Annotated in this window: 25 protein-coding genes; 14 read left to right on the forward strand and 11 right to left on the reverse strand. The window is 70.2% G+C overall.

Annotated elements, in window-relative coordinates; genetic code table 11:
• Window positions 1-60 precede the first annotated feature (60 nt).
• On the reverse strand, window positions 61-504 hold the full coding sequence (locus GA0070561_RS25965) for a (deoxy)nucleoside triphosphate pyrophosphohydrolase (RefSeq protein WP_091406241.1): 444 nt from the start codon (window positions 502-504) through the stop codon (window positions 61-63).
• 183 nt (window positions 505-687) lie between these two features.
• Between GA0070561_RS25965 and GA0070561_RS25970 the strand changes: the two genes are divergently transcribed.
• Complete coding sequence (locus GA0070561_RS25970) at window positions 688-996, forward strand: 4a-hydroxytetrahydrobiopterin dehydratase (protein ID WP_091406523.1); 309 nt, start codon at window positions 688-690, stop codon at window positions 994-996.
• Here the strand turns inward: GA0070561_RS25970 and GA0070561_RS25975 are convergent.
• On the reverse strand, window positions 983-1,396 hold the full coding sequence (locus tag GA0070561_RS25975; protein WP_244166430.1) for a VOC family protein: 414 nt from the start codon (window positions 1,394-1,396) through the stop codon (window positions 983-985). The genes GA0070561_RS25970 and GA0070561_RS25975 overlap by 14 nt on opposite strands.
• A gap of 5 nt (window positions 1,397-1,401) precedes the next feature.
• Window positions 1,402-1,755 carry a DUF1801 domain-containing protein gene (locus GA0070561_RS25980; protein ID WP_091406246.1) on the reverse strand — a complete coding sequence of 118 codons (354 nt, stop codon included), beginning with the start codon at window positions 1,753-1,755 and terminating at the stop codon, window positions 1,402-1,404.
• A gap of 114 nt (window positions 1,756-1,869) precedes the next feature.
• Between GA0070561_RS25980 and GA0070561_RS25985 the strand changes: the two genes are divergently transcribed.
• The 6 genes from GA0070561_RS25985 to GA0070561_RS26010 all read left to right on the forward strand — a co-directional run bounded on the left by GA0070561_RS25985 (window position 1,870) and on the right by GA0070561_RS26010 (window position 6,591).
• Complete coding sequence (locus tag GA0070561_RS25985; protein WP_091406249.1) at window positions 1,870-2,754, forward strand: LysR family transcriptional regulator; 885 nt, start codon at window positions 1,870-1,872, stop codon at window positions 2,752-2,754.
• On the forward strand, window positions 2,751-3,506 hold the full coding sequence (locus tag GA0070561_RS25990) for a class I SAM-dependent methyltransferase (protein WP_091406251.1): 756 nt from the start codon (window positions 2,751-2,753) through the stop codon (window positions 3,504-3,506). The genes GA0070561_RS25985 and GA0070561_RS25990 overlap by 4 nt, the downstream gene beginning before the upstream one ends.
• A 10-nt stretch (window positions 3,507-3,516) precedes the next feature.
• Window positions 3,517-3,879 carry a PH domain-containing protein gene (locus GA0070561_RS25995; protein WP_030337500.1) on the forward strand — a complete coding sequence of 121 codons (363 nt, stop codon included), beginning with the start codon at window positions 3,517-3,519 and terminating at the stop codon, window positions 3,877-3,879.
• A 223-nt stretch (window positions 3,880-4,102) separates the two neighbouring features.
• Window positions 4,103-4,834 carry a class I SAM-dependent methyltransferase gene (locus tag GA0070561_RS26000; protein WP_091406252.1) on the forward strand — a complete coding sequence of 244 codons (732 nt, stop codon included), beginning with the start codon at window positions 4,103-4,105 and terminating at the stop codon, window positions 4,832-4,834.
• Between the two features lie 117 nt (window positions 4,835-4,951).
• Window positions 4,952-5,233, forward strand: coding sequence for a hypothetical protein (locus GA0070561_RS26005; RefSeq protein WP_141710453.1), 282 nt, complete (start codon window positions 4,952-4,954; stop codon window positions 5,231-5,233).
• 80 nt (window positions 5,234-5,313) lie between these two features.
• On the forward strand, window positions 5,314-6,591 hold the full coding sequence (locus GA0070561_RS26010) for an MFS transporter (protein WP_091406256.1): 1,278 nt from the start codon (window positions 5,314-5,316) through the stop codon (window positions 6,589-6,591).
• Here the strand turns inward: GA0070561_RS26010 and GA0070561_RS26015 are convergent.
• The 3 genes from GA0070561_RS26015 to GA0070561_RS26025 are packed head-to-tail and all read right to left on the reverse strand — an operon-like array spanning window position 6,575 to window position 7,826.
• On the reverse strand, window positions 6,575-7,018 hold the full coding sequence (locus GA0070561_RS26015; RefSeq protein WP_091406258.1) for an SRPBCC family protein: 444 nt from the start codon (window positions 7,016-7,018) through the stop codon (window positions 6,575-6,577). The two genes, GA0070561_RS26010 and GA0070561_RS26015, sit on opposite strands and share 17 nt — an antisense overlap.
• 2 nt (window positions 7,019-7,020) lie before the next feature.
• Window positions 7,021-7,371 carry an ArsR/SmtB family transcription factor gene (locus GA0070561_RS26020; RefSeq protein WP_091406261.1) on the reverse strand — a complete coding sequence of 117 codons (351 nt, stop codon included), beginning with the start codon at window positions 7,369-7,371 and terminating at the stop codon, window positions 7,021-7,023.
• A complete protein-coding gene (locus tag GA0070561_RS26025) occupies window positions 7,368-7,826 on the reverse strand; it encodes an SRPBCC domain-containing protein (protein ID WP_091406264.1) in 459 nt (152 codons plus the stop codon). The genes GA0070561_RS26020 and GA0070561_RS26025 overlap by 4 nt, the downstream gene beginning before the upstream one ends.
• 114 nt (window positions 7,827-7,940) lie before the next feature.
• Here GA0070561_RS26025 and GA0070561_RS26030 point away from each other — a divergent pair, with 114 nt between their 5' ends.
• Window positions 7,941-8,315 carry a VOC family protein gene (locus GA0070561_RS26030; protein WP_091406265.1) on the forward strand — a complete coding sequence of 125 codons (375 nt, stop codon included), beginning with the start codon at window positions 7,941-7,943 and terminating at the stop codon, window positions 8,313-8,315.
• 59 nt (window positions 8,316-8,374) lie between these two features.
• Complete coding sequence (locus GA0070561_RS26035) at window positions 8,375-9,181, forward strand: nucleotidyltransferase family protein (RefSeq protein ID WP_091406267.1); 807 nt, start codon at window positions 8,375-8,377, stop codon at window positions 9,179-9,181.
• Between the two features lies 1 nt (window position 9,182).
• On the opposite strand, the gene GA0070561_RS26040 is transcribed toward GA0070561_RS26035, so the two are convergent.
• A complete protein-coding gene (locus tag GA0070561_RS26040; protein ID WP_208603857.1) occupies window positions 9,183-9,563 on the reverse strand; it encodes a cysteine hydrolase family protein in 381 nt (126 codons plus the stop codon).
• A 14-nt stretch (window positions 9,564-9,577) separates the two neighbouring features.
• Window positions 9,578-10,348 carry a class I SAM-dependent methyltransferase gene (locus GA0070561_RS26045; protein WP_091406269.1) on the reverse strand — a complete coding sequence of 257 codons (771 nt, stop codon included), beginning with the start codon at window positions 10,346-10,348 and terminating at the stop codon, window positions 9,578-9,580.
• 40 nt (window positions 10,349-10,388) lie between these two features.
• On the opposite strand from GA0070561_RS26045, the gene GA0070561_RS26050 reads away from it, so the two are divergent.
• Together GA0070561_RS26050 and GA0070561_RS33275 are read left to right on the forward strand one after the other, a co-directional pair.
• Window positions 10,389-10,955 carry a DUF3592 domain-containing protein gene (locus tag GA0070561_RS26050; protein ID WP_091406272.1) on the forward strand — a complete coding sequence of 189 codons (567 nt, stop codon included), beginning with the start codon at window positions 10,389-10,391 and terminating at the stop codon, window positions 10,953-10,955.
• Window positions 10,956-11,267: 312 nt separating this feature from the next.
• Window positions 11,268-11,666 (forward strand): hypothetical protein, encoded by a 399-nt coding sequence (locus GA0070561_RS33275; RefSeq protein ID WP_141710454.1) that lies wholly within the window; start codon window positions 11,268-11,270, stop codon window positions 11,664-11,666.
• A 280-nt stretch (window positions 11,667-11,946) separates the two neighbouring features.
• Here the strand turns inward: GA0070561_RS33275 and ychF are convergent, their stop codons facing one another.
• Window positions 11,947-13,032: a redox-regulated ATPase YchF gene (ychF, locus tag GA0070561_RS26070; protein WP_091406282.1), complete on the reverse strand. Its 1,086-nt coding sequence runs from the start codon at window positions 13,030-13,032 to the stop codon at window positions 11,947-11,949.
• A gap of 143 nt (window positions 13,033-13,175) precedes the next feature.
• Between ychF and GA0070561_RS26075 the strand changes: the two genes are divergently transcribed.
• Window positions 13,176-13,745 carry an exonuclease gene (locus tag GA0070561_RS26075; protein WP_091406285.1) on the forward strand — a complete coding sequence of 190 codons (570 nt, stop codon included), beginning with the start codon at window positions 13,176-13,178 and terminating at the stop codon, window positions 13,743-13,745.
• Window positions 13,746-13,748: 3 nt separating this feature from the next.
• Here the strand turns inward: GA0070561_RS26075 and GA0070561_RS26080 are convergent, their stop codons facing one another.
• Complete coding sequence (locus tag GA0070561_RS26080; RefSeq protein ID WP_091406287.1) at window positions 13,749-14,483, reverse strand: Type 1 glutamine amidotransferase-like domain-containing protein; 735 nt, start codon at window positions 14,481-14,483, stop codon at window positions 13,749-13,751.
• A gap of 122 nt (window positions 14,484-14,605) precedes the next feature.
• On the reverse strand, window positions 14,606-15,109 hold the full coding sequence (locus GA0070561_RS26085; RefSeq protein WP_244166431.1) for a hypothetical protein: 504 nt from the start codon (window positions 15,107-15,109) through the stop codon (window positions 14,606-14,608).
• Window positions 15,110-15,248: 139 nt separating this feature from the next.
• Between GA0070561_RS26085 and GA0070561_RS26090 the strand changes: the two genes are divergently transcribed.
• Entirely contained in the window at window positions 15,249-15,758 is a 510-nt protein-coding gene (locus GA0070561_RS26090; RefSeq protein WP_091406289.1) for a SigE family RNA polymerase sigma factor, read from the forward strand.
• Window positions 15,755-16,264, forward strand: a complete 510-nt coding sequence (locus GA0070561_RS26095) for a hypothetical protein (RefSeq protein WP_091406291.1) — start codon at window positions 15,755-15,757, stop codon at window positions 16,262-16,264. The genes GA0070561_RS26090 and GA0070561_RS26095 overlap by 4 nt, the downstream gene beginning before the upstream one ends.
• Window positions 16,265-16,455: the final 191 nt, after the last annotated feature.

Here is a 16,455-nt window from a genome sequence, read left to right on the forward strand (position 1 = left end):
TCCGGTTGATCATGAAGTTATTGCCACGACACGCCGCCGGCGATGGCAATAACTTCATGATCAACGCGAGTTGAGCAGGAGGGGGCGGAGGGCGGCCACGATGGGGGCGTCGGCGGGGAGCCAGGTGACCGAGTCCAGTTCGTCGGCGGTCAGCCAGCGGAGCGCCTCGTGTTCCAGCGCCTGGGGCTGGTCGCCGCCGAGCAGGCGGGCCGCGTACACCTTGAGCACCGAGCGGCCGTGCGCCATCCGTACGTTGCGGCCGACCCGGGCGCCGATCTCGACGCGTACGGCCAACTCCTCGGCGCACTCCCGGATCAACGCGTCGGTCTCGGCCTCCCCCGGCTCGACCTTTCCGCCCGGAAACTCCCACATGCCCGCTACCTCGGGTGGGGCGGAACGCGCACAGGCGAGCACCCGCCCATCCCGGATGATCGCCGCACCGACGATCACCTTCAGGTCCCGTCGTTCGGCCTGCCCGCCATCATTCGCCCGTTCGGTCCGCACGGGCGTCCAGGGTGCCAGATCAATCGGCGGTTTGGGTACCGTAGCCGTCCGCTAGGCCAACAAGACACGGAAGTGTGGGCGTGGACACCCCCTCCGAGCAGCGGGAGACTAGGAGACACCGACAAGACACGGGATGGCGACGATTTGGCCACAAGCCGGCAACGGCGCTTGGGGGGTGCGGTGATGCGCGTGCTGTTCAACAGCAGGGCCAAGCACGACTACCTTTCCGACGCGTTGACCTTGCTATCTGGTTGGACGCGCGAGGGCGAGCAGATCCGACGGACGCTCGTGATCGACGATACCCAACACGCCGCACTAACTGAACGGGTCAAGGTCGTCGCGGATGCGCTGCATCTGCGACCCGAGATCAGCCGCCGGGCCGACAGCACCCAGATCCGGGTCGGTCACGGCAGCAGCGAGCCGCTGACCGAGGGCGAGGTGCTGTTGGCCGCCCGCATCGAGGACGCGTACCGGGCGGTCACCGAGTCCTGACGACCGTCTCCGAATCCGACCCGGCGTCCTGCGGGTACCAGCGCAGCTCCACCGAGTTGCCGTCCGGGTCCCGTACGTAGATCGAGGTCGCCGACCCGCGGGCGCCGAACCGGCTGACCGGCCCGGTCAGCACGGTGAAGTCTCCCGACTCGATCACCTGCTCCCAGTCCAGTGGTGCCACCACCAGGCAGAAGTGGTCCACGTTCGCGCCATGCGGCTCACCGTGGACGAGGTCGATGATGCTGTCGGGGCTGATCCGCACCGACGGGAACGGGACGCTGCCCGCACGCCACTCGTCGACCCGCACCGGTGCCAGCCCGAGCCGGCCGCAGTAGAAGCCCAGGGACCGTTCCACGTCGGCGACGGTCAGCACCAGGTGGTCGAAACCGGTTACCCGCACCGCGCTCACGCCTCCTCCAGGTGGGCCGCCGCGTGCAGCCAGTCGCTGAACAGGGCCGGGTCGATGTCGGCGACGTCGCGCAACTTCACCGCCGCCATCGCCCGCGCACCGGGGATCAGCCGCCCCGACGGGTCGGTGATCTCCTGCCCCCGCCACAGCCCGAAGGTGACGTACGACCCGTACGCCTTGACCAGGCAGACCGGGCGCTGGCCGGGCCGGTCGCCCAGGCTCCAGACCGGGTGCCCGTGCCACATCGCCCCGGTCGCCCCGGGCAGGGTCGCCGCGATGATGGGCGTCAGCTTCTCGCCGATCTCGCGCAGTGGGCCGGCCAGGCCGGCCAGGTAGTCGTCAATGCTCACGTCAGAGCCTTTCGCTCGGTTTTCCCTGCCGCGTTCACGATCCCCGGACGAGGGACGCCGACCAAGACCCGATGCCGCTACGATCGTTGCCCGCAGGTCAACGATGGGAACGGTGTGCTGGAGCGGTACGAGGTCGAGACGTTCCTGACCCTCGCTGAGGAACTGCACTTCGGCCGGACCGCCGAGCGGCTGACCGTCAGCACCGGCCGGGTCAGCCACATCGTGAAGAAGCTGGAGCGCCGGATCGGCGCACCGCTGTTCGCCCGCACCAGTCGGGTCGTCCGGCTCACCCCGATCGGCCGGCAGCTCGCCGACGAGCTGGCCCCGCTGGTGGCAGGCATGGACGAGGCCGTCCGCCGCGCGACCGACGCCGCCCGGGGCGTGACCGGGACGCTACGGGTGGCGTTCCTCGGCGAGTGGACCGCGCCGGTGCTGCTCCGGGCAGTGGCCCTGTTCGGTGAACGGCACCCCGACTGCCGGGTGGAGGTGCACGAGGCGCAGTTGTCCACCACCCGATCGGGGTTGCTCGACGGCTCGACCGACGTGTTGATCGCCTCGTACCCGTTCGACGGGATGACCACCGGCCCGGCGCTGCTCTCCGAGGACCGGGTGCTGGCGGTGGCCGCGGGCCACCCGCTCACCCGGGAGCGGTCGGTGTCGTTGGAGGTGCTCGCCGACCACCCGGTGGTGCAGTACCCGACGGTGACCTCGGTGGAGTTCAAGCGGGACCGCACCCCGGAGCGCACCCCGTCCGGCCGGGCGGTGCCAAAGGGGCCTGCCGGGAACACCTTCTCCGAGATGCTGTCCCTGGTCGCGCTGGGCCGGGGAGTCCTGCCGGTGGGCGAGCACACGCGGCGCTACTACCCGCGCCCCGACGTGGCGTACGTGCCCATCCACGACGCGCCACCGATCGAACGAGGGCCGGTCTGGCTGGCCAGCAACACCACCACCCGGGTACGCGAGTTCGTCCGCGCCGCGACCGACGCGAACCCCCGATGAGGCACGCCGAGTTCCGCCACCACCGGCTGGTCCCGGTGTACGACGCGGAGTGCCGGTGGGGGCCGGACGACGACTTCTTCCAGACGGTGGTCGACGAGACCCCGGCCGCCCGGGTGCTCGACCTCGGCTGCGGCACCGGCCGGCTGACCATTGCCCTCGCCGCCGCCGGCCACACCGTCACCGGTGTGGACCCGGCCGACGCGTCAGTGGCCGCCGCCCGCGCCAAGCCGGGTGGTGAGCGGGTGACCTGGCTCGCGGGCACCTCCGCGCTGCTGCCGGAGCGGGCGTTCGACGTGGCGGTGCTGACCAGCCACGTCGCGCAGTTCTTCGTGGACGATGCGGAGTGGGCGCGTACCCTCGCCGACCTGGCCCGGGCGCTGGTGCCCGGCGGCCGGCTGGTGTTCGACGCCCGCGACCCGGCGGACCGTCGCTGGGAGCGGTGGAACCCGGTGGATTCGCACCGGCTGGTCATGCTGCCCGACGGCGGCGAGGTCCGCGCGTGGACCGAGGTCACCGGGGTACGCGACGGAGTGGTCGACTTCACCCACCACTACCACTTCGACGACGGGGAGGAACTCCTCAGCTCGGCGAGCCTGCGCTTCCGCACCGAGGCCGAGCTACGCACCTCTCTGACCAGGGCGGGCTTCATCGTGGATCGCGTTCACGGGGGCTGGCACGGCGAGCCCGTCGGCCACGGCGACGGCGAGTTCGTGGTCCTCGCCCGGGTGGGTACGTTGGCACCGGTTTTCTAGCCTGGATCACATGGCGAACATCGCGTACGACCGCAAAGAGCAGGTCCAGCAGATTGAGAGTGGCCTCCTCGAAGGCGAGCAGATCATCGCCGTCTACGACGCCGTCGGCACCGGCACCGGGTTCATCGGGCTGACCGACCGCCGCGTGATCATCCAGGACCGGTCCTTCGTCGGGAAGCGGTTCGCGATCACCAGCATCCCGTACTCGAAGATCACCAGCGTGAGCGTGGTCAGCAACAAGTCGTGGGGTGGTTCGTTCTTCTCCACCGGCGCCATCGCCATCCACGTCGGCACGCACACCTATGAGGTGGAGTTCCGTGGCGCGCAGAAGAGCCACCACGTGCACAACGTGATCCTGCACCACATCTCCTGACCGCACGTCCCGTCGTGGGCCCGGCTGGCGTAATTGCCTTGCCGGGCCCGCGGCGTCTCTGGTGTCCTCGGTCGACAGCCGCGCGAAGGGAGCAGCCACCATGCCCAACACGACGAAGTCCCCCGAACCAACCGTTATCCGACCCGAGGAATCGAGACTTCGTGAGCAGAACTGTTTCCCTGGCGCTGCTGGGCGCCACTGACCCCAACCTCGGAGGCCGCTGATGTCGGTCTTCGACGATCCCGGCCTCTTCGGCCGACTGTGGGCCGCCGACTACGACGGCCCAGGCAACCCCGACCCGGCGCCCGCCGTTGACTTCCTGGCCGAATTGGCCGACGGGGGTCCGGTTCTCGAACTGGCGATCGGCACCGGCCGGGTCGCGCTGCCGCTGGCCGAACGTGGCCTCGCCGTGCAGGGCGTCGAGGCGTCCGAGGAGATGCTCGCGCAGCTGCGGGCGAAACCCGGCGGCGACCGGATCCCGGTGGTCGTCGCCGACATGGCGGATGTGCCGGTGGCCGGTGAGTTCCGGCTCGCGTACCTGGTCTTCAACACCCTGTTCAACCTGGTGGACGCCGAGCGGCAGGCGGACTGCTTCCGCAACGTCGCCCGGGTGCTGTCGCCCGGCGGCGCGTTCGTCATCGAGACGTTCGTGCCCGACCCGCGCAGCTTCGACTCGGACGAGCAGGTGCAGGTACGTGCCGTGACCGAGGACTCCGCGACGATCCGACTGCACCGGTACGACCGGCCGGCGCAGCGGTTCATCCGGCAGACGATCACGTTCGACGCGGACGGTGTGCACCTGAAGCCGTTCGCCATGCGGTACGCCTGGCCGCACCAGATCGACGAGATGGCGCAGCAGGCCGGGCTCCGGCTCACCGAGCGGTACGCCGACTGGCACCGACGGCCGTTCCAGGCCGACAGCCCGTCGCACATCTCCGTCTACCGGGCGGAGTAGCGGCGGTTGATCGACTCCGGTCCCCGGGGGCATGGGCGTGGATGTGCCACTGTGGGCACGACGACCTGTCCCCGAGGGGCCGGGGTCGATCTCCGTCAGCCGAAACGGGTGCCCATGATGACCAGACGAGTCGAACGGGCTCTGTTGGCGCTGGCGCTCGTTCTGCTCGGTGCCGGCTGGACCCTCCGGGCCAACGAGCACGGCGGGGCCCACACGATCGGCAGGGTGCTGGTGCCCCTCGCCTGGATCTGTGGCATCGCCGCCGGTATCAGCCGGGAGCGTCGCGCCAAGCGCGAGAACGACCGACTACGCGCGGCGCTGCTCGGCGGCCACACCCCGACGGAAGCGGACGAGCGCCCGGACCGTCAGGGCCGCGATGACGACCGCCCGAGCGGCTGATCGGGCCTTTCGCCCTCGGCTGATTCTGCTGGTAGCAGTAGGTGTTGATCCGCAGGTCCCGCGCCGGGTGAGCTGACAACATGACGGACGCCTCCCGATTTCCGCGCTCCTCTCCGTACTGGCCGGTGGTCAGTCACCCTCAGCTCCGGCGCGTTCTACCCGGGCTGGCCGTCTCCGCGTTGGGTGACGGCCTGGCGGTGGTCGCGGTGACCTGGCTCGCCATCCAACTCGCCCCGCACGGTCAGCGGGGCACCTGGATCGCGCTGGCCATGGCGGCGTACACGCTGCCCAGCGCGGCCGGAACTGTCGTCTTCGGTCGGCTGCTGCGGGGGCGCAGCGGCGCGCAACTCGCCGGGTGGGACGCGATTCTGCGGGCCACGGCGCTCGCGGCAATCCCCCTCGCCTACATCTTCGGCGCACTGACCCTCGGGCTGTACGTCGTCCTGCTGGCCGCGTCCGCACTGCTGCACTCGTGGGGTTCCGCCGGGCGTTTCACACTGATCGCCGAACTGCTGCCGCAGCGACACCACCTGCCGGCCAACGCCGTGCTCGCCAGCATCGCCGGGTTCGCCACCATCGTCGGTCCACCACTGGCGGGCCTCCTGATCGCCTGGGTTGGGCCGGTATGGGTCATCGCCATCGACGCTGCCACCTTCGCCACACTGGCCCTCACGTACCGTCTCGCCCTCCCTGCACGCAAGAGCGACCACCGGCATGAGCGCGGCGCCTCGCGGACCGCAGGCTTCGCCGTCATCCGTCGCAACCCCGCGCTGCTGGGCCTGCTGGTGCTGAGCCTCTGGTTCTTCTTCCTCTTCGGGCCGGTGTACGTGGCCATGCCGATCCACATCACCGACGACCTGCACGCCTCCGCGACGCTGCTCGGCGGCTACTACACCGCATTCGGCGTCGGCGGTCTGGTCGGCGGTGTGGTCGCCGGCCATCTACGTCGCTGGCCGCTGCGTGCCACCACCATCAGCATCGTCGTCGGGTTCGGCGTCGCCATGCTGCCGCTCGGCCTGGGAGCACCTGTCAGCCTGTCGCTGCCCGCCTTCGCCCTCGCAGGCCTGATCTGGGCACCGTACATGGCCACGTCGATGGCGCTGTTCCAGCGCAGCACGTCCATCGCGCAGCTCCCGGCGGTGCTCGCCGCGAACGGCGCCATCCTCGTGCTGGCGGTGCCGCTGGGCACCATGCTCGGCGGGCCACTGGTGGGTGCCATCGGTGCACGCCCGACGCTGCTGCTGTGCGCCATGGCGATCGTGGCCCTCGGCCTGACCGCCGGGGCAATCGCGATCTCCAGGCGGAGCTCGCGATTGCCCGGCGATGCAGCCATCACCGTGGTCAGTGCCAGTCGCTGATCCGGACGTCGTCCGGGGCCGGTCGGCCGTGGCCGGTCTCCACCTGCTCCTTGAGGCTCATCAGGAACAGCGCCCACTTGGTGCTGCAGTGGTGCATGAACTCGACCGGCTCGCGCCAGCCCTGGTGCGCGAACTGGACGATCGTGTACTCGCCGCGCTGGTCGAGACGCCAGTCGACCTCGGTGCCGACCCACTCCTCGGGGCCGTCGACGACGCGCCACCGCACCCGCCCGGCGGGGTTCAGCTCCAGGACCTCCATGTCGAAGCCGCCGGCATCGCCGAACCGGAAGGCCAGCTGTCCACCGACTTCGCTCTTGCCCACCGTGTCGGTGGTCCACCAGGCGGCGAGGCCCTCCGGCGTTGCCACCGCTCGGTAGACGTCGTCGAGCGGAGCGACGACGCCGACCCGGTGCAGGATGTCGACCATTCTCAGTCTCCTTCGTCGTTGGTGCGGGTGCGTTCGATCGTCTCGGCGATGCGCTTGATCCGGCGGAGTCGGGCGTCCCAGGTGGAGCCGACCGCCGACAACTGGGCGACCGCGCGGGCGAGTTGCGCCTCGTCCACCTGGTAGTGACGCTCGCGACCGGCCGGTTCGGCGTGGATCAGCCCAACCCGGTCGAGGACCGCCAGGTGCTTCGAGACGGCCTGACGGGTGACGGGTAGCCGCCTGCTCAACGAGGTGGCCGTGCCCGGCCCGTCGGCGAGAAGAAGATCGATCATCGTACGCCGGATCGGGTCGCCGATCGCCGACCACAACTCGTCGTCGACCACCGCGTTCACGGGGTCGCGACCAGCCGCGCGACGTACTCGCCCAGCCGGGGCATGTAGTGGTCCCAACCGTTCTCGTGGTCGCGGTACTGCTCTTCCAGGACAGCGACCTCCCAACCCAACTCGCGGAACCCGGTCTCGGTCATCCGGATCAGCGTCCCGCCGCCGCTGGGCACCAGGTCGAAGGTGACGAACAGCGCCTGCCCACTCCGGTCCGGCTCGGTGAAGCACCACCGGAACGAGAACCGCTTCGGCGGGTCGACCTCGACGACGGCGAGCGCGACGGTCTTCGTCTCCCCGGTGTCGGTGTCGCGCCAGACCAGCTCACCGGGCGCGCCGGCCACAGACTCGAACCGCGCGTCGTCGGGCCACCACTCCCGCATGTGCTCGGGTTGGCTGACCACCTCGAAGACGACTTCGGGGGACGCGTTGACGTGGATGTCGCGTTCGATCGTTCCCTGTTCCATGCCCACAACCTTTCGCAACCTTTGGTTGCACTCAACCTACGGCAGCCCACACCCATCGCGCAACCTTTCGTTGCACGTCGCGGTTTCGTCGTACCCGGGGTGCACGATCGGCGCATGTCTGAGCCATCGCCGCACCGACACCACGCCATCGACTACGTCGAGTTCACGGTGACCGACCTCGCCGTGGCCAAGCGCTTCTACGCCGACGCGTTCGGTTGGCAGTTCAACGACTACGGGCCGGAGTACGCCGGCATCCGCAGCCCACACGGCGACGCCGCGCCCGAGGTGGGCGGCCTCCGGCTGGACAGGGAGGTTCGGGCGGGCGGCCCGCTCGTGCTGCTCTACTCCACTGACCTGGACCGGTCCGTGCAGGCCGTCAAGGAGGCGGGCGGCCAGGTGGTGAACGGGCCGTACGAGTTCCCCGGTGGCCGGCGGTTCCACTTCACCGACCCCAGCGGCAACGAGCTGGGTGCCTGGGCCGAGCAGTAGGGCGCCGACGTCGCACGGCCGGGGCTGAACGTGCTCGCCAGCTCCGGCAGAGTGTCCCCATGGCCGGAACAGGACTGGACGTCGAGGGCTGGATTGCGCGCGAGGGTGCGCTGAGTCGGGTCCCGGCCGCGTTCGCCGGTGTTGTCGACGCGGCACGCGCTCGGATAGCCGATTCGTTCGACGGTGGTCTGCTGCACAGCGCCTACATCTACGGCAGCATCCCGCGCGGCACCGCCATCCTCGGCGTCTCCGATCTCGACCTGCTCCTCGCCCTGCACACCGAACCCACCGAGGCCGACCGGGCGGCTGCCACCAGGATCGAGCAAGACCTCGACCGGACCCTTCCGCAGATCGACGGCGTGGGCATCCTGCTGTTCAGTGCACGTACGCTGCTCAGCGAGCTTGAGCGGCACGACCTCGGCTTCTTCGTCGCCTGCCTGTGCACCCCCCTGCTGGGCGACGACCTCGCCGACCAACTCCCCCGCTACCGGCCCACTCCCCTGCTCGCCCGCGAGACGAACGGCGACCTGTCCCTTGCACTAACCGGGTGGCGCCGCCAGGCAGCCGAAGCCAACAACGACCAGCAACGGAAGGCTCTCAGCCGGGTCGTCGCTCGGCGCATCGTCAGGACGGGGTTCACGCTGATCATGCCGCGGTGGGGAGGCTGGACGAGCGACCTCACCCAGTCCGCCGAGGCGTTCGGGCTCCACTATCCGGAACGCGCGGAGCAGATGCGTAGAGCTGCCGTTATCGGCCGCACGCCCTCGCCGGTTCCGAGTGTGCTCCGCGAACTCATCGACGACCTCGGGCCCTGGCTCGCCGCGGAGTACGCAGTCGTCCATGGCGAGAAGGCCCCCCGTCCCTGAACTATCGGAGGTCCTCGCCAGTCAGGACGGGACAGCCGAACATGTCCGTGAGGACGGCCCGCTGGTGGTCGGTCAAGGGGTTCGCGAAGACCGCGACGCCGACCCCGCGCTGCCGGCAGGCCTCGGCGACTTCGCGGGCCCTACCGGGGCTGAGCAGAGTCCGCCGCGAGAACGGGTCGCCCATCTTGTCCGCTCCGCCGGACGAAACTCCCCGCCGCTGCACGTGCCGGCTCACGACCTGGCCGCCGTGGGCTTCCACCACGCTGGCCAGCAGATTGAGCTTGCTGTCGAACTCCTTGTCCTTCGCCGAGAACAGGCCCACCAGCGCCACCTCGGCGCCTGCCAGCACAGCGTTCAACGCCCCGGAGCGATGCCGGTTCACCGGGTCGACGATCGTCAGCTCCGACGGGCGCGCAGCACGCCGGTCAGCATCGGCAGCGTGAACTCGCCGTGAGCGGTTTCGGGTCGGCTCCCGAGGAAGGAGCGGATCCGGCCGAGGATGGCCTCTCGCTCCTCCTCCGGCATGACCAGCATCCCGGCCCGCGTCGCGAGCGTCGCGACGAGCGAGTCGGCGGTACGGCGCTGCCCGTGCGGGAACTCGACCTGCTCCGCCGACCCGAACCCCGCGATCAGGCCGGTGCTCGGAACGAGCATGTCCGCCGTAGCCGTGCGCCAACTGCTCAACGTGTCCCGCGGGCCGATGGCCGCACTCCCGCTGACCCGTTCGAGCCCGGCAACCCAGTCGATCCGGTCGTCCATGATGTTCCACAGACCGGCCAGGACACCGCCGGGTGCGAGGACCCGGGCGATCTCCGCCCCCGCGACAGCCATGTCGAACCAGTGCAGGGCGTTGCCGGCGAGCACGGCATCGACGGAAGCGTCCGGCAACGGGATGGCCTCGGCGCTACCCGGCAGGGCACGGACGGCCGGCAGTGCACGGCGTAGCTCGGCGAGCATCGCCGGGTCGGGTTCGACCGCCACGACGTCCGCGCCCACCGCCGCCAACGTCGCGGACAGCTTGCCGGTGCCGGCGCCCAGGTCGAGCACGCGTAGGCCGGGGGCGGGCTCCAGCGCCCACCGCACCGCGGCCTGCGCGTAATCCGGGCGGTGCTCGGCGTACGCGGTCGCCGCCGCGCCGAACGACGATCGGAGCAACTGTTCCGTCATCCGGTCAACCTACCGCCGCTTGTCGACATCGACTGCCACCATGACCACCGTGCAGATCTTGCGGAGCTGGTGGCGTGCCCGCTACCCCGTCTACACACTCGGCCTTGCGGTCGGGCTGGCCATGATGTGGCTGCCGTTCAAGACCTTTCAGGACAACGACGCGTGGGGACGTCGACTGCGGGTCGACGGCGTGCCAGCCCAGGCAGTCGTCGATGAACTCGTGCACAAGCGGCGGAACACGATGCACCTGCGCTACGAGTCCGCCGGCGGTCAGCGTCAGGCCGAGGTTGGCTGTTGGGAGGTCTGCCTACCGGCCGACAGCGCGGTGCAGATATGGGTCAACCCCAAGGATCCGGGGGATTTCGTCACCGATTTCGGCGTCCTCAGCGGGCATCGGGGCCGGCCGCAAGGGGTGGTCGGGGCGGCAGGCCTGGTGCTGTCCGGGTGGATGGCGCTGGCCGTGGTCGCCCGCGGCTACGAGAGACGACGCGACCGCCGGCGACACGACTGGCAGCGGCAGCAGCGGGACCAACGCCAAGGACAGTTCGTGAAGGCCAGGGCCGGGACGAAGCGGAAGCCGAGCCGCCCTCACTACGGCCAGCAGTAGAAGCGCTCCAGGTGCTCGGGCAGGCCGACACGGTAGCGAGCACGGGCCGAGCCCGGCTGCCCGGCTGCCCGGCTGCCCTCGGACATCCAAGCCCCGGCTGCACCGACGGTGGCCGTGATCCCGAGCGCGGTTGGCAAGCAGAGCCTGGCCACCGCCCACAAAGCGAGACTCGCTGGCTCCATTTACTTGAATCCACCAAATAAAAGCCCTGATCAAGCCACGTTTATCTATCCGTTACCAAGGTCGGACTTCGCAGAGATGGCCTTAGCTATACGGTCCAACTCAGAGGCCCTTACAGACATGGAGAACTCTATGAGGAAAGCAACGTCGAGGAGACTCGCAGCGGCGGGTGGCGCACTCACGCTCGCATTTGCCGGCATTCTTCCGATCGCGGCACCGGCAGCAGCGGTCGAGCCCAGCCCGAGCGCAATGGTGAGCGAAATGGGCGAGGTGCCGGCGGAGGTCGGAACATTGGCCTCCTGCTCGAACTGGACGCCCCACATGAGACGGGTCATCGTCGGCAGCGCCGCGGTGCACACCAGCTATTCGGGATCGTCCACCGTGATCGCCCACTGGAAGTCCAAGACGCTATTCCGTATCGACAAGCGCTGTGTGAACGATGCCGGAAACCTGTGGTGGCACTCGGACTGCTGCACTGGCGTCAAAGGCTGGATCTGGAACGACTACACCGAGTTCGCCCACTACAACTAGGCGCGCCCATAATGGGATAGTTGGCTTAACACGTAGCGTGCACCACTCTTCGACAACGACCATTTGCGTCGCCACAGATATCATCATCCGCCTGCGCTCGGAGCCAGAAATAGGCGCAGCGACCGGATTGATGACAGGTAAGAGCGAAAGCACCACCTGACGGCTGGCCTCACGCCTCGTCGGTGACGTGGTCAGGGCGACAAGGTACGGCGTCCTGCCGGACATCCACCCTTGTCGCCCCGCCGCGTCATCCTCGCCCGAGGCCGTCGACAGGACAGGTTCAGACGTTGAAGCGGAACTCCACCACGTCGCCGTCCTGCATGACGTACTCCTTGCCCTCGATGCGGACCTTGCCCGCCGCCTTGGCCGCCGCCATCGAACCGTGCTCGACCAGGTCGTGGTACGAGACCACCTCGGCCTTGATGAAGCCGCGCTGGAAGTCGCTGTGGATGACACCTGCGGCCTCCGGCGCGGTGGCGCCGACCGGGACGGTCCAGGCGCGCGCTTCCTTGGGGCCGGCCGTGAGGTACGTCTGGAGGCCGAGGGTGCGGAAGCCGACCCGGACGAGCTGGTTGAGGCCGGGCTCGTTCTGCCCGATCGACTCCAGCAGCTCGCGGGCCTCCTCCTCGGGCAGGTCCACCAGCTCAGACTCGATCTTGGCGTCCATGAAGATGGCCTCGGCGGGGGCGACCAGGGCGCGCAGCTCGTCGAGGAACGTCTCGTTGGCCAGTTCGGCCTCGTCGACGTTGAAGACGTACAGGAAGGGCTTGGTGGTGAGCAGGTGCAGCTCGCGCAGGTGCTCCAGCTCGATCTTGGCGGCGGCGGCCCCGGAGTAGAGGGTGGTGCCACCGTCGAGCACCTCGATCGCGGCCTTCGCGGCGGCGACGGCGGCGGCCCGGTCCTTGCGGAGCTTGGCCTCCTTCTCCAACCGGGGCAGCGCCTTGTCCAGGGTCTGCAGGTCGGCGAGGATCAGCTCGGTGTTGATCGTCTCGATGTCGTCGGCCGGGGAGATCTTGCCGTCGACGTGCACCACGTTGGGGTCGGAGAAGGCCCGGACGACCTGGCAGATCGCCGAGGCGTCCCGGATGTTGGCCAGGAAGGCGTTGCCCCGGCCCTGCCCCTTCGACGCGCCGCGGACCAGGCCGGCGATGTCGACGAACGACACCGGGGCCGGCAGCACCTTCTGCGAGGAGAAGATCTCGGCCAGCTTGCCCAGCCGCTCGTCGGGCAGCCCGACCACGCCGACGTTGGGCTCGATGGTGGCGAACGGGTAGTTCGCCGCCAGCACGTCGTTCTTGGTCAACGCGTTGAAAAGCGTGCTCTTGCCGACGTTGGGCAGGCCGACGATGCCGATGGTGAGACTCACGACGGGCCAGCTTACGCCGGTCCCGGCCGAGCCGGTCCAGGCGGCTCCGATTCGGCGCCGCGCCGGTGGTCGATCGTCGCTCCCACCGGGCCCCGCCAGGCGTTGCTAATCTCCCGGTTCGATGTTCCGCTGCTGGAGGTGAGATGACCTCGACATTGCCTGAGCTGTACATCGCCGTCGATGTGGAGGCGGACGGACCGATTCCCGGGCCGTACAGCATGATCTCGCTGGGCATGGCCGTGGCCGGTCGCCCGGACCTCACCTTCTACACCGAACTGCGCCCCATCTCCGACGAGTTCGTCCCGGCGGCGCTGGCCGTCTCCGGCCTGGACCGGGACCGGCTGCTGCGGGAGGCACCCACCGCGCAGGAGGCGATGTCCGCCGCGGCGGCCTGGGTCGACGGGCTGCGCCGGGTCGGCCGTCCGGTCTTCCTCGCCGCCCCGGCCGTCTGGGACGGCATGTTCGTGCACTGGTACTTCGTCCGCTTCGTCGGGCACAGCCCGTTCGGTTCGACCGGCTCCGGTGTTGATCTCCGCAGCTACTGGATGGGGTTGACCGGCAGTGAGTGGGCCAGGACCCGCCAGGGCACGATCAAGAACGAGCTGGGCCTGCACGACATGCCGCACACGCACCACGCCGGGGAGGACGCCGCCGAGCTGGCCCAGGTCTTCGACGCGGTGCTGCGCCGCCGACAGCCGGTCGAGGAGGCGTGACGCTCAGCCGAGCCGGCGGGGGGCGATGACCGCCTCCCGGACGCTGCCGTCCGCGCCTCGGCTGACCTCGTACGCCGAGACGCCGTCGCGGTCCGCGATCGCCTCGACCAGCTGGGTGCCCCGGTAGACCAGGCCGACGCCGTCGTCGGTGCAGTGGCTGGTCGGGAACGTGCCGTCACCGACCAGCTCGTGCATGAGCGGGCGGCGCTGGCCCTCGCTGTCGTAGTGCACCCCGTTGCCGTACGGCAGCCAGGCCAGGCCCTCGGTGAAGCCGCGCAGCCGGGGGCCGAAGCTGTCGGTGGCACCGCCGACATGCCAGCAGATCGAGCCGGCGGAGACGCCGGCCAGCACCACGCCGGCCTGCCAGCACTCGTGCAGGATCTCGTCGAGCCCGTGCACCCGCCACACCGCGACCAGGTTGGCCACGCTGCCGCCGCCGACCCAGATCACGTCCTGGGCGAGCAGGTGGGCGCGGACGTCCTCGACGTTCGGCATCGGGAACAGGGCGAGGTGTGACAGCCGGAACCGCGTGTCGGCGAACGCGCCGTAGACGGCGGTCAGCGAGGTGGGCTGGTCGCCGACGGCCTGCCCGAGGTAGCAGACCCGCGGCTGCGGACCGGCCTCGGCCAACTCGGCCGCCAGCTCGAAGACGGGGCTGGGGCGCAGGTCGTAGGGCCCGCGGTCGCCCCGGAAGAAGCCCATGCTGGTGGCGATGATGGTCGGTTCGCTGGCGGGCATCGAAGCGTCCTTCCGTCGGGGGCCGGTGCGGCGTCCATCCTGCCGTAGCTGGTCTCCCGCCCGCTCGGTGCGGGGCCCGACCGCCACCCGCGGGTGGCGGTCGGGCCCCGCCAGCCTCATGATCAACCAGCCTGGTCGGGCCGCCGTTGGCGGGGAACCTCGACCTCGGGCCAACGGCCCAGGGCCCGACGGTCGGCCGGCGTCAGTTGCCCGGCGGCCGCGCGGGGCAGAGTGAACCGGTCGGCGGCGGCCGGGCCGGCCGAGACCGACTCGCGCAGCATCCAACGCACCTCGTCGGCCGTCCAGCCGAGCCCCGGCCGCGCGGCGATCTCGCGGATCAACCGCCGGCCGACCCTCGTGTCGTCGTCGTAGAAGCGCATGCACCAGTGGTGCGTCCACATCCCGAGCGCCCGCAGGCCCGCCTCGTCGAGGGAGCCGGCCAACCGGCCGCAGGCCGTGTCGGGGAAGCTCTGCTCGGGGTCGCCCGCCCGGTCCCGTTCGATGGCGCCCACGGCGGCCGGCGCGACGGCCCGCATCCGGCGGTAGAAGGACTGCGCCACCGCGCGGGGCAGCGGCGGGAACGCACCCGGTGTCGACGCCGCCGCCCAACCCGCCACGCTCGTCATTCGCCGCACCCCTTCTTCAGTTGGTGGCCGGACGCTACCCGGCACGACCGACACTTTCGGGCCGAAAAACCCCACCGATCGTGGATAGCGACGATGACCTGGGACGTCTGTATCTGTGACAACGAAACGGGGGTGGTGGGTGGACGAGGACGAGCGCGCGCGGCTGGCCGAGTTCGTCGGCAGCCGGACTCCGGCGCTGATGCGGGTCGCGTACCTGCTGACGGGGGACCGCAACGCCGCTGAGGACCTGTTCCAGTCGGCGTTGGCGCGGACCATCCCGAAGTGGGGAACCATCCGGCACGCCGATCCTGAGGGCTATCTGCGGGTGGTGATGTACCGGGAGCAGATCAGCTGGTGGCGGCGACTCCGCCGGTGGCGGGAGACACCGCTCAACCCGGCCGACGAACCGGTCGGTGGCGACCCGAGCGGCGGCACCGACGTGCGCTTGGCGATGCGGGCCGCGCTGCGTCACCTGCCACCGACACAGCGTGCGGTGGTGGTCCTCCGCTACTACGAGGACCTGCCCGAAGCCCGGGTGGCCGAGTTGCTGGGCTGCTCGGTGGGGACCGTACGCAGCCGTACCCATCGAGCGGTGAAGCGACTACGCGACCTGCTGCCGGACGTCGACAGGCTGGAGGTACGGCGATGACCGAACCCTTCGAGCACCTCATCCGCTCCACCCTCACCGACCTGGCCGAGGAGGCACCGATCGTGCATGACCAGTTGAGCCGAGCGGAACGGCGGGTGCGCAACCGACGCCGCGCCACGGTGACGGTGGGGGCGGTGAGCACCCTGGCGGCGATCCTGATCGCCACGCCGCTCGCCCTGGCCGCGACCGGCTCGGACGAGCCTCCCCCGGCCGTGCCCAGCCCGGCCGGCCCGGCGGCCGTGCCCAGCCCACCCGTGCCCACCCCGTCCGCGCCCACCACGGTGCCCACTGTCGAGCCGAGCCCGGGGGGCGCGCCCGGGGACCCGTCGATCACGCCCGGCGTACCGGGCCAACCGACGGTCAAGCCGAGTCCGTCGACCCGGCCGGGCCTGCCCAGCACGCCGGGCGCACCGGGCAAACCGCTTGTCTCACCGACCCCGACGACTCCGCTGGGCCCGCCCGGCGTGCCGGGCCGGCCGACGGTCACGCCGATCCCGTCACGTTGAGCATCACCGGTCAGGTCGGTGGTTCTTCCGCCCCGGCCTGACCGGTCGACCCAGGAGATCCCGGTCACCTTCGCGCGTCGCTCCCCGTACCGGCGAGCGTCGCGCGTCGCAGCGGCCAGCGGGCACCGGTCCACGAAATTTGTCGAGGCCGGCATGCCCGCTCATCCTTGGGCCATGACCGATCCCGGACA

This window comes from Micromonospora saelicesensis, from assembly GCF_900091575.1.
Taxonomy (GTDB): domain Bacteria; phylum Actinomycetota; class Actinomycetes; order Mycobacteriales; family Micromonosporaceae; genus Micromonospora; species Micromonospora saelicesensis.